This window comes from Roseburia sp. AM16-25 (genome assembly GCF_003473825.1).
Taxonomy (GTDB): Bacteria; Bacillota; Clostridia; order Lachnospirales; family Lachnospiraceae; genus Pararoseburia; species Pararoseburia lenta.
The window spans coordinates 580704-593040 of record NZ_QUCW01000003.1 but is presented as its reverse complement, the minus strand read 5'-3'; the positions used below and the strand labels follow the sequence as shown (position 1 = coordinate 593040).

General features: G+C 44.2%; 8 protein-coding genes. 2 read left to right on the top strand and 6 right to left on the bottom strand.

Annotated elements, in window-relative coordinates; genetic code table 11:
• Window positions 1-16: 16 nt before the first annotated feature.
• Window positions 17-1489 carry a UDP-N-acetylmuramoyl-L-alanyl-D-glutamate--2,6-diaminopimelate ligase gene (locus DW183_RS09890; protein ID WP_118281824.1) on the bottom strand — a complete coding sequence of 491 codons (1473 nt, stop codon included), beginning with the start codon at window positions 1487-1489 and terminating at the stop codon, window positions 17-19.
• 460 nt (window positions 1490-1949) lie between these two features.
• On the opposite strand from DW183_RS09890, the gene pyrB reads away from it, so the two are divergent.
• Entirely contained in the window at window positions 1950-2870 is a 921-nt protein-coding gene (gene pyrB, locus DW183_RS09885; protein ID WP_118281823.1) for an aspartate carbamoyltransferase, read from the top strand.
• Window positions 2864-3292: an aspartate carbamoyltransferase regulatory subunit gene (locus tag DW183_RS09880; RefSeq protein ID WP_118281822.1), complete on the top strand. Its 429-nt coding sequence runs from the start codon at window positions 2864-2866 to the stop codon at window positions 3290-3292. The genes pyrB and DW183_RS09880 overlap by 7 nt, the downstream gene beginning before the upstream one ends.
• Before the next feature lie 200 nt (window positions 3293-3492).
• Here DW183_RS09880 and DW183_RS09875 read toward each other — a convergent pair whose 3' ends face one another.
• The 5 genes from DW183_RS09875 to DW183_RS09855 form a co-directional block, all read right to left on the bottom strand.
• On the bottom strand, window positions 3493-4686 hold the full coding sequence (locus DW183_RS09875; RefSeq protein ID WP_118281821.1) for an ATP-binding protein: 1194 nt from the start codon (window positions 4684-4686) through the stop codon (window positions 3493-3495).
• 418 nt (window positions 4687-5104) lie between these two features.
• Window positions 5105-7360: a beta-glucosidase gene (locus tag DW183_RS09870; protein ID WP_118281820.1), complete on the bottom strand. Its 2256-nt coding sequence runs from the start codon at window positions 7358-7360 to the stop codon at window positions 5105-5107.
• Between the two features lie 23 nt (window positions 7361-7383).
• Window positions 7384-8760 (bottom strand): MFS transporter, encoded by a 1377-nt coding sequence (locus tag DW183_RS09865; protein ID WP_118281819.1) that lies wholly within the window; start codon window positions 8758-8760, stop codon window positions 7384-7386.
• A 103-nt stretch (window positions 8761-8863) separates the two neighbouring features.
• A complete protein-coding gene (locus DW183_RS09860) occupies window positions 8864-9676 on the bottom strand; it encodes an SGNH/GDSL hydrolase family protein (protein WP_118281818.1) in 813 nt (270 codons plus the stop codon).
• A gap of 8 nt (window positions 9677-9684) precedes the next feature.
• Entirely contained in the window at window positions 9685-12333 is a 2649-nt protein-coding gene (locus DW183_RS09855; protein WP_118281817.1) for a family 78 glycoside hydrolase catalytic domain, read from the bottom strand.
• Window positions 12334-12337 lie beyond the last annotated feature (4 nt).

Here is a 12337-nt window from a genome sequence, read left to right as displayed (position 1 = left end):
TTTCCTTCTGTAAAAATTATTTTGTCCAGCCTAACTCTTCCAATACTTCCGCGATCAGAACACGTTCATCCATCGGGTACTTTTTGCCCTTGATCTCCTGATAATCTTCGTGTCCCTTGCCAGCTAAGACAATGATATCCCCCGGCTGTCCGTGTGAGATCGCATAGCGGATGGCTTCTTTCCGGTCAATGATCTCGATATACTTGCCATCGGTTTTGCCGATACCGGTCTTAATGTCATCGATGATTGCCTGCGGTTCTTCAAAACGCGGATTATCGGATGTGATGATCGTAAGATCTGCCAACTTGCCGGACACCTCGCCCATCTCGTACCGACGCAATTTGGAACGGTTGCCGCCGCAGCCAAAGAGACATACCAGTCTGCCCGGTTCGTATTCTTTTAAGGTCGTAAGCAGGCTTTCCAGACTCATGGCATTGTGGGCGTAGTCGATCATCAGCGTAAAGTCATCGGATACATGCACCAGTTCGATACGTCCTTTGACAGAAGCATTCAAAAGTGCCTTTTTCATGACTTCCATATCCACCCCGTAATGATTGCAGATAGCCACTGCCGTCAGAGAGTTATAAACACTAAAGCGTCCCGGTACACTGGTCTCGATATCCCCCTCCAAAAGACCGCTCACATGATAAGCAACGCCTAGGTGACCGCCCTTTCGCACCAATTTCATATCGGTTGCACGAATGTCTGCATTTTCTGAAAATCCGTAGGTCTGCACCTGACAGGTGTGGTTCTTTAAAATAGCCTCCACATGGGCATCATCCGCATTGACAATACCCAAACGGCACTTCTGGAAAAGCAGGGACTTGCACTGCAGATATTCCTCAAAAGATGCATGCTCATTTGGTCCGATATGATCCGGTTCGATATTGGTAAAGATGCCGACATCAAAGGTAAAGCCATCCACGCGATGCATCATAAGTCCCTGGGAAGATACTTCCATGACCGCATAATCACAGCCGGCATCCAGCATCTTGCGGAAATACTCCTGCACCACATAGGATTCCGGTGTCGTATTATTGGCAGGGATCTTTTCATCCCCGATGATGGCTTCGATGGTACCGATCAGACCAACTTTAAAACCTGCATTTTCCATGATGGACTTGACCATGTAGGTGGTCGTCGTCTTTCCCTTGGTTCCTGTGATACCGATGACCTTTAAGGTGTCTGCCGGGTGGTCAAAATATGCTGCTGCCAGATAAGCAAGTGCCTCTCTGGTATCTGCCACTTTGATGACCGTCACGTCCGCTCCGACCTCTACATCTTCTGAGACCACAAGGACACTGGCTCCTTTTTCCACCACTTCTTTCGCAAACGCATGCCCATCCACTGCGGCTCCTTTTACGCAGACAAACATGGCATCCTTTTCTACTTTTCTGGAATCATAAACAAGGCTTGAAATCTCCTGATCCAGATTTCCCTGTAGCAGTTTATAATCCAGTTTTTCCAGTAAATTTCTAACACACTTCATATCTATTTCCTTTCCGCTTTCCACTGATTTTTTCATAACCTTTAGTATAGCAAATTCAGACCAAATGTGCTAGAGGGACGTTTCTTTTGCCACGGGGAGTGTCCCTTTGGCTTTGGTGTGTGAAGGGCTGGCGCGGAGGGCGCGTTGGACAGGGCATAGAGGGAGTGGTGGGGCGATGCAGGGGCTGGCTGTGAAAAATCAGGAGCAAATTCGTCGTGTCTCTTAAAGAGGCAGTTGTTTGATGCCCATCTGTCTCTTGCACAGCTTCGACTGCCGTCAGGATGTGTCCGTCCCTGACAGATGTTCAGAGGCGCCGCCCCACCGCCCCCTCTATGCCCTGTCCAACGCGCCCTCTGCGCCAGCCCTTCTTATCGTCTGAATAGTCTGAAAATCACTTATGAGTTGAATTTTGCAGTCCGCTATTATATGATAGAAAAAATACCAAAAACGGAGGTTTGTTATGCGTCATCTTATGAACCCTCTGGATTTTTCAACAGAGGAAATCGAGCAACTAATGGATCTGGCCGATGACATGAGACAGCATCCCGACAAATATGCGGATTCCTGTCATGGCAAAAAACTGGCCACTTGTTTCTACGAGCCAAGCACTCGTACTCGTTTAAGTTTTGAAGCAGCCATGCTCAACCTTGGTGGTTCCACTCTTGGTTTTGCCAGTGCTGATTCTTCTTCCGCTTCTAAAGGCGAAAGTGTTTCCGATACCATTCGTGTTATTTCTAGTTACGCAGATATTTGTGCAATGCGTCATCCCAAGGAAGGTGCTCCTTTAGTAGCTTCCTCTCATTCCAGTATTCCCGTTATCAACGCCGGTGATGGTGGTCACCAACATCCCACACAGACATTAGCAGATTTATATACCATTCGTTCTTTACATGGAAGACTGGATAATCTGACCATTGGCTTATGTGGCGACTTAAAATTTGGACGAACCGTGCACTCTCTGATCAATGCACTGGTACGCTATCCCAATATTAAATTTGTATTGATCTCACCGGAGGAACTGCGTGTTCCAAGTTATATCCGTGAAGATGTCTTAGACAAAAAACACATTCCATATGTAGAGGTTGAAAAACTGGAAGATGCCATGCCGGAACTCGACATTCTCTATATGACCCGTGTGCAGAGAGAACGTTTCTTCAACGAGGAAGACTATCTGCGCATGAAAGATTTCTATATCTTAAATGCCGATAAGATGGCTCTTGCCAAAGAGGATATGATCGTCCTGCACCCACTGCCACGAGTCAATGAGATTTCTGTGGAAGTCGATGATGATCCAAGGGCAGCCTACTTTAAGCAGGCACAATTCGCCGTCTATATCCGAATGGCACTTATCTATACATTATTGGAGGTGGGATCATGTTAAATATCAGTGGAATTCACGAGGGATTTGTTCTCGATCACATTCAGGCAGGCATGAGCATGAAGATCTATCATGATCTGCACTTAGATCAATTTGATTGCACCGTTGCCATCATCATGAATGCCAAAAGCAACAAAATGGGAAAAAAGGACATCATCAAAGTAGAATGTCCGATCGATGCCTTAGATCTTGATATCCTTGGTTATATCGATCACAATATCACGGTCAATGTCATTCAAGGCGATAAGATCGTAGATAAAAAGGTTCTGACCCTTCCTCGTCAGATCAAGAACGTGATCTCCTGCAAGAACCCAAGATGCATTACTTCGATCGAACAGGAATTAGATCAGATCTTTATTCTGACCGACGAAGAAAACGAAGTATATCGTTGCAAATACTGTGAAGAGAAATACAACGGAAAATAATCATCACAGGGGCGCTCCTTTTGTAGGGGCGTCTTTTTATTTGCATTTATGTTTAACGCTTGCGTGACGGCAGACAGTGTTATGAAAAAAGATTGGAATCAGATTCGTCGTGTCTCTCGAAAGAGACACAGAATCTTATGACGTTTTTTCATAACACTGTCTGCCGTCGCGCAAGCGCTTAATACAAAACGTAAAAAATACTATTCTCGTAACCATCTACAGATATCAACCACTTGCACTCCTTTGTAATCATATGTTTCATGATGTGTTCTTGCAATTATCATCTTAGGATATGCATCTCTTATTGCAAGCAAAGGCGAATATTCTCTTTCAAATGTATTTGCTTCTGAAATATTATCACTTACTTGAATATATATTTGAGTCTCACGTTTCTTAGCTACAAAATCCACTTCCTTTTTATAAAGTTTTCCCACATATACCTCATATCCTCTCCTACGCAGCTCCAGATAAACAATATTTTCGTAAACTCTTCCAAAGTCCATGTTTCGTGTACCATTGACTGCATAACGAAATGATGTATCACAAAGATAATATTTACTATTATTTGCCAGATATTTTTTCCCTTTTAAATCGTATCGTTTTGCCTCATAGAACAGAAATGCATTTTCCAAATAACCAATATATTTTGATACCGTCTTTCTGGTTATCTCGCTCTGGTCATTTTTTAAAGTTTTGCTGATATTATTAGGCGAAAGTAAATTACCGATGTTATCCATCATGAATTCAGATATGTTGGTGAACTCTGATTTATTTCTTATCTTATACTTTTCAACCAAATCTCTGATAAGAATGGTTGCATACACATCCTTAACGTAATCATACTGTCTGTCCTCAGTCCTATATACATAAGATCCAGGCATACCACCAGTTCGGACATACCGTTCAAAAGCTTCATCATATCTATCTGTAATTCCATAATAAGTTAGATATTCCACAAAAGAAAATGGATATACTTCTATTTCCATCGTTCTTCCGGTAAAAAGTGTTGCCAAATCTGAACTTAATAAAAATGCGTTTGAACCGGTAATATAAATATCATAAATTCCTTTTGTATAAATACTGTTAATTGCAAGCTCAAACTGCGGGCACAGCTGTACCTCATCAATTAGTAAAACATTCGTCATTCCCTCTTTGTACTGATCCAATATATACTTATGCAACGCATGATATTCCAACAAATGATCAAACTCTAACTCCTGAAGGTTTATCATAACAATATTTATCGGTTCCTCTAATGACTGTAGGTAAGAGACAAACTCTTGCAGCAATACCGATTTACCACTTCGTCTGATGCCCGTAATTACTTTTATATCCGGTGTTCCATACAATTCAATCAGTTCTTCTAAATACTTTTTTCTTACGATAATCTGCATGGCAAAACCTCCTATTCCCACTTTTTGAATTATTTTCATTTTTCGGTAATATATTTTATAAGCTGATATTACCACACTCTGTTCCTTCTGTCATTATTCTATTCCCACTTTTTTAAAATCATTCATTTTTCGGTATCACTACTGAGGTAAAGGCAAGCACTTAATACAGAACGTAAATAAGACGCTCCCTTACAAAAAGGAACGCCCTTTGTTTGATACTATTCTCGTAACCATCTACAGATATCGACCACTTGCTCCTTAGATTAAGAAAGGCTCTGCATAAGCAGAGCCCTTCTAACATTTTCTTTCGAGGATTAACCTCTAGCCAGATTGTGGTAAATGTCAAACCCTTATAAAGCTCATAAGGCACTGCTCTCTGGCACAACACCTTTTCATCTCAATTATCTCGTGAATTATCCTATTGTGCAAGTAAACAATTCAACTGACCGATCAGCTGCTCCACCTGTTCTCCCGGCATCTGCCCCAGCAGGGATTTCAGCGGCATTTCGCGGATAACTTGCTCTCCCAGCTTCTTGTATTCGTCACTCATCCCTTCTGCTGATGCGGCCGCTGCTGCCAATGGCGCCAGCAGTTCCGTAATAACGGGAGCGGTTTTCGTATGATCCAATAATTCTCCGAACGTTGTTGTGAAATCTACGCGAAGAGGCAGTTTTTTCTTTGTTTTAAACACAATATCCGCATGTAATCGGATGTCATCAGAAGCATGGCCAATCAGGATCCGATATGTTCCGGATGGCGCATACCAGTCCCCGAGACATTCTTCATAATAGGAAAGATCCCTCGCCGAAATTTCCATCGATACCGTTTTCTCCTCTCCCGGCAGGAGATGAACTTTGGCAAATCCTTTCAATTCCTTGGCCGGTCTTTCCGGTGTGCCGCACAGGTCAGCTACGTACAGCTGTACGACTTCTTTTCCTTCTGTCTGTCCTGTATTTTTCACCTTGAGAGAGACTGTCAGGATATCCTCGTCCGTCATTTGAGCCGATGACAAAGTCAGATCCCCATAAGCAAATTCCGTGTAAGACAGCCCATGGCCGAATGCATACCGTACCGGAACCTTCTTTGTATCATAATAGCGGTATCCGATAAAGATATCCTCACCATATAACACCCGCTTTCCATTTCCCGGAAAATGAAGGTAGCTCGGATTATCTTCCAGCCGGTACGGGAATGTCTCCGCCAGCCTGCCGGACGGATTCGCTTCCCCGAATAACAGCTGGTCGCAGGCTTCGCCAACGCCCTGACCGCCCAGATACATTTCAAGGATCGCGCTTACCCGGTCTGCCCATGGCAGTTCTACCGGACTTCCATTGTGGAGTACTACTACAACATTAGGCTGTACTTTCAACACTTCTTCGATCAGCCGGTCCTGGCATTTGGGCAGCTTCATGGATGTTCTGTCATACCCTTCCGACTCAAATATCTCAGGCAGCCCGGCAAAGATTACCGCGACGTCTGCTTCTGCAGCAGTCCGAAGCGCTTTTTCCAGCTCTTGTTCCGTCATCGCGTCATTTTCCATAGAAAATCCTTTTGCATAAGTCACGCTACGCCCTTTTTCTCCGGCAGCATCCAATGCCGAAACAACCCTGAACGGATTGATATGGCTGGAGCCGCCGCCCTGATACCGCGGCTTTTCGGCAAATTCCCCTATATAGGCAACCTTTCTGTCTGTATTCAGCGGAAGTATACCGTTATTTTCCAGCAGGACCGCACATTCCGTCTCAATATCAGCTGCTTTTTTATGATCTGTTTCCTTATCAGATATAACTTCCGGACGATGCTGCTCTTCACCGGCAAATACAACATTCAATACCCGCTCCACCGCTTCATCCAGCACAGCTTCGTCCAGTCTTCCCTCCTGTACTGCTTGCACAATCTGTCTGTCATTGTATCCTCCGGAATAAGGCATCTCCAGATCCAGTCCGGCCTGCAGTCCTTTCACACGGTTATTTACAGCGCCCCAGTCACTAACGACGCAGCCTTTGTATCCCCATTCTTTTCTCAGGATATCTGTCAGAAGATATCTGTTTTCTGAAGCATATTCTCCATTTATTTTGTTGTAGCTACACATGACGGTTCTTGGAGCTGATTCTTTCACCGCTTCCTCAAACGCAGGCAGGTAGATTTCCCTGAGCGCACGTTCTGACACCTCGGAAGATATCGTCATACGGAGTGTTTCCTGGTTATTCAGTGCGAAGTGCTTAATGCTTGTCCCCACACCCTGACTCTGTACTCCGCGGATATATGCCGATGCCATCCTACCTGCCAGATATGGATCCTCCGACAGATACTCAAAGTTCCGCCCGCATAACGGGCTCCTTTTAATATTCACCGCCGGGCCAAGCAGTATGCTTACATTCTCGGCCTGACACTCCGCTCCCAGCGTCTCTCCCATCCGTTCCATCAGGTCAACATCAAAGCTGGAGGCTGTTGCACAGGCTGCCGGGAAACAAACGGCCTTCACACTTTCATTCAATCCCAGATGATCCGTTTCCCCTTCCTGCTTTCTCAGTCCGTGAGGACCGTCCACCATCATAACTGACGGAATGTTCAGTCGTTTGATTTCTTTCGTATGCCAGTTATCAGCGCCCGAACAGAGACTTGCCTTCTCTTCCAGCGTCATTTCAGAAATCAGTTCCTTTATTCTGTCCATCGCAAAAGTCCTCCATTCTTTTCTTAATACTGATTGATCATCTGTGCCTCTGCCTCTTCACGGCTGATCTCGCCATTGTTGCATTTTGCCATCAGCTGGACATCATGGTCATTAAGCTTGTAAAGACGAAGTATAAGCAGAGTGCAAATACCCCCGATAATGCCGCCAAGACAGCTGAATGTCCATAATTTATCGGCAAATCCTGCCGCCTGAACAACGCCTTCTCCCTCTCGGAAGCCGATTAAAGTTAACGCAAACACACTGACTGCTGTTGCGATCGCTCCATTTAATTTTGTAAAAAATGTCTGCGCTGCAAACGTTACACCACGCATTTTTAATCCTGTCTTGTACTGTCCATACTCGTAGCAGTCCGGCGTAAACTGATACTGCAGTATAACTGCTATTCCCAGCGGAATTCCTCCTAAAGCATTTAAAATCATAAACACCGTCATATTCTCATACCCGGCTATGAATCTTACAATTCCCAGAAGTAAAGCGAAAACATATGAAATATAGAAGACTTTAAATTTATCATATTTTTTGCATAATTCTACTGCCATAACCGCACCGATTAAGGTCGGAATAATTACCCCCATCGAAACATATGAGGCAGCTTCTTCACCGCCAAGGCAGTACCGGGCAACGTATAAGCCCCAATTTGCACCAACATTAAGCAGGCTGCTGATGAGCGGAGCCGCAAAGAAAATCAATAAATATTTGTTCTTCCGCAGACATTCTACCATATCTCGCAATGTATAACTTTCTTCTGCCCCGTCATTCAGGACTCTTTCTTTTTCAATTACTCTCTCCCTTGCGAACAGACAAATCGGAATCATCATAACACATGACAAAAGAGATAACACAATTACTGTTGTTGACCAGCCGCCTAACCGCTGCCGTACCAACGGCAGGACAATTCCTGTAACAATACCTGCAAAAATAGCAAACATTCTTCCTATGCTGTTTAGTGAAACACGTTCCTTCTGGTCTATTGTCATCGTGGTAACAATACCAAAAATCGGTACATCGCAAAGGGTATAGGCTGTATCCCATAACATATAAGCGAGTGTTGCCCATATGATTTTAGCCGTCATGGAAATCCCGGTAGGTATTATAAAAAGAAGAATAGTTGCCACCGGAATCGCTATGACAGATATTCGAAGCCACGGCAGGAATTTCCCTTTCTTAAAATTCACCTTATCCATGATCATACCGAAGATCGGATCGTTGATGGCATCCCACACTTTCGTGATAAGCGCCACGATTGCAACCAATGCTGCCGTTATGCCGATATCTGTAAAATATGTAGTCATATATCCTACCAGTCCGTAGAATACATTCTGTCCCATAAAATACAAACCATAACTGATTTTTTCTCTTTTTGTAACTGAATTTTCCATTTCGTTATCCGTCCTTTCATTGTTTGATTCAATTATAAATAACTCCAAAGGGCAAATCACCAACGATATATAAGCAGTTTACCGACGAAACTTAATATAATAATCATCTTTCTAAAAACTGATATAAGTATTCTTCCATCTTAGGCGTCCACCATTCCAGATATCCTGCCTGCGTCGGATGAACCGGATCTGCCATATAAACTTCATATTCTTTTTCAGAAACGTCATTCATCTCCTCGTCATTCCAAAGGTCGATCACGCCTATTCCATATTTATCCTGAAGCTCAAACAATACATCTACCATCTGCTGATACTGTTTACTGTCATATTTTGTTCCGGTATAAAAGATCACGGGACAATTCCATGTCTGCTTTGCATATACAATGATATATTCCATTGCTCCTGTTATCGTCTGTGTATCAAAATCCTCCAGATTTTCTGAACTGCTGATTTCTCCCATCGGCATTTCCTTCGACGCGTCATTCGTGGAAAGCTGACAGACAAATGCATCGAATTTCTCATCTGTACCGATATTATTTTTCATCCTTTGGATATAAGACGTCTTTCCGTTATCCACTAAAGTAGTACCGCTTACGGCTTCTTTTACATACTCACAGCCATTTCTGTAAGAGATATAATCTGCGAAAGAAACATCCATTGAGTACAGACCTAAGGTTACAGATGATCCAAGGTAGCAGATACGCTTCCCTCTAAGAGGGCTGTTTTCTAACGGTTCTATATTTTCCAGACTGTATTTTTCTGCGTTTCCCGGCATTTTTTTCAGTTTGTTCTTCCAGACAAAATCAAACGGTCCTCCACCGCCTACTGCTCCTACTAAATATGTCAGGCCGATTCCCGCGACCAGAATCACAATTAAAACGATTCTTAAGATAATCTTCAATATTTTCTTTTTCATAATCTCTCCTATTCTATAAATTTCTTACATTCAAACTCATATGTTCCACTTCCTACCTCATACAATCTGCCATCCGGCATCTTTACAGTGGCAGTCGTGTTGCAGGGGATCTCCACCTTCAACTCAAATTTTCCCTCTTCCACGCTCCACTCTGTCCGTACTTTACCGTACTCACTCATATAGGTACGCTTTGCACTGGTAAACGCCTCATCCGTCTCCGGCGCAATCACAATCTTCTTAAATCCGGGAGCAGCCATATCAATGCCGCTTATCTTCCGGAACATCCAATCGTCCACGCATCCAAAGGCATAATGGTTCAGGCTTGTCATAACCGGAGACCCGTCCTCCTTGTAAGAAATGTAGTTTTCCCAAATTGTTGTCGCTCCCTGCTTCACCTCATAAAGCCATGACGGGCACTTTGTCTGAAGCAGGATTTTATATGCCTTGTCCATCCTGCCAATCTTACAGAGTGCATCCAGCAGATACGGCGTCGTCAGGAACCCTGTATCCAGACAATCCCCGTTTTCTTCTATCTTGCGGATCAAATGTCCGGCGATACTTTTTTTCTTCCTTTCAGGAGCAAGATCAAATGCGATTGCCAGCACATAACTGCCCATAAAATCAAGAGGCATCTTCCCGTCATCATCGATCAGTCCTTTTTGAATGGCAGATTTCATTCTGGACGCAATGTCATCATAGTATAATTCGTCTGATGTATGCCCGAGGAGTGCTGCCGTATCTGCCATGATCCGACAGGAATTCCATCCAAAGATTGGCGCGCAGTATACAGAAGTATTGATAGGTTTTGCAGCGCTTTGGTCTGCTCCGTCTACTGTCTGGCTCGGTATGAGCCACTCCCCGTACTGATGTCCTGTATTCCACAGATACTGGTCAATTTCTTTTGGATGTTTCATCTTGCCTCTACGCTTCTTTGCAGTGTTGATGATATAGTCGCACCACTTTTTCATTGTGTCATACTGCTCTCTCAGTATCCTGATATTTCCTGTAAGCTGATACATGCTCCACGGTACGATACAAGCGGCATCTCCCCATCCCGCTTCTCCCACCGGTTCAAAATTGCGGTATACGATCCGATTCAGTTTCTCCAGTAATTCATAGATTCCGGTAAGGGGGATCACATTGGGAATCGCTCCGTTTTTCTGCTGGCTGCAGGTCATATTACGCAGCCATCTTGTCAGAAACGGGGTTACATTTTCGTTGAGCATGGCTGTTCTTGCATAAATCTGGATATCTCCGGTCCATCCGCCTTTTTCTCTCTGCGGACAGTCCGTGGGGATTGAGAACAGATTCGACCGCTGAGACCATCTTGTATTTTCGTAAAGCCGGTTTATATCTTCGTTGGACGTCTCGAAAGTTCCCAGATCCTCATTGTCAGAAGACAGGACAATCGCTGTGAAATTCTCCGGACTCACCGGCTGATCGCATGTCACTCTCACATAGCGGAAGCCATGATATGTAAAATGCGGTATATATTCTGTAAATTTCCCGTTTGAAATATAAATATCACTTTGCTTGTGCCCTGTTTTCTCTGACATGAAAATATTGTTGAAATAGTTTCCATATTGATCCAGAGTTTCAAAATGATCTAATACCATTTTTGTTCCGGCCGGCAGTTTGGTTTTTACCCGCAGAACACCCGCCAGATTCTGCCCGAAGTCAATGATCGTCTCGCCTTTCGGGCTGACCGTCATTCCGACTGCCGGTAATTCCTTTACCGGGCGCACCGGTTCCCCGTACTGAGCTACCAGGTTCGCGTAAGATTTTCCGCATGGGATACCTGCTTTCCAGCTGCTGTCATCGAATCCGCAACAGTTCCAGTTTTCCTGTTCCATCCGTGCGTCATAGAGTTCACCTGCAAACAGATCGGAAGACCGGACCGGACTTTCCGAAACTTTCACCGCATCATCGGACACAACCATTTCACTCGTTCCGTCTTCATAATCAATCTTTATCTGAAATAACACAGAATGTTCGGCTTTAAACTTCCTGCTTCTCGGTTTAAAGTTCGCGCTGTCATACCAGCCGTCCCCCACCAGCATTCCTATGACATTTCCTCCCTCTCTCAAAAACGGAGTCACATCATAAGTCTGGTAGCACAGATATTTAGAATAGACGGTAAATTCCGGAGCAAACTCTCTGTCGTCCGGACGTATTCCGTTCACGCTGAGCTGATATGCTCCGTGGCATGTGGCATAGACGCGTGCCCGTTTTACACCGTCTCGTGCATCAAATTTTTTGCGGAAATATTCTGCCGGATTCTGCCCGCCGGTTCCGGGTTTAACCTTTTTCATCGGGGACGGAGATTTTACCCACTCGGCCGTCCATTCTTTCTTCATAAATCCTGTCTCAAAGGATGAGGATGCCGCCGCCTTTTCTCCGTTATTAACCGTCACTTCCACTGTCCAGCTATAGTCACTGAGACTTTTCAATGGTTTTCCGTTGTACTCTACAAAAGTACTTTTATCACTTTCTACCACCCCGGAATCCCACACTACTTCTCCCGGACCTGTCACTGTAATATGATAAGATGTCTGCATCACATTCTTTTTGCCACTGGTGATCACCCATGAAAAATAAGGTGCTTCGTCCACGCATGGTCTGTATTGACTGTTTACTTTAAGCCTTATAAGCTCCATAGCA

Excerpts from the sequence above, each read along its gene's own strand:
- DW183_RS09890 (WP_118281824.1), bottom strand. The coding sequence starts at position 1,489 with ATGAAGTGTGTTAGAAATTTACTGGAAAAACTGGATTATAAACTGCTA.
- pyrB (WP_118281823.1), top strand. The coding sequence starts at position 1,950 with ATGCGTCATCTTATGAACCCTCTGGATTTTTCAACAGAGGAAATCGAG.
- DW183_RS09880 (WP_118281822.1), top strand. The coding sequence starts at position 2,864 with ATGTTAAATATCAGTGGAATTCACGAGGGATTTGTTCTCGATCACATT.
- DW183_RS09875 (WP_118281821.1), bottom strand. The coding sequence starts at position 4,686 with ATGCAGATTATCGTAAGAAAAAAGTATTTAGAAGAACTGATTGAATTG.
- DW183_RS09870 (WP_118281820.1), bottom strand. The coding sequence starts at position 7,360 with ATGGACAGAATAAAGGAACTGATTTCTGAAATGACGCTGGAAGAGAAG.
- DW183_RS09865 (WP_118281819.1), bottom strand. The coding sequence starts at position 8,760 with ATGGAAAATTCAGTTACAAAAAGAGAAAAAATCAGTTATGGTTTGTAT.
- DW183_RS09860 (WP_118281818.1), bottom strand. The coding sequence starts at position 9,676 with ATGAAAAAGAAAATATTGAAGATTATCTTAAGAATCGTTTTAATTGTG.
- DW183_RS09855 (WP_118281817.1), bottom strand. The coding sequence starts at position 12,333 with ATGGAGCTTATAAGGCTTAAAGTAAACAGTCAATACAGACCATGCGTG.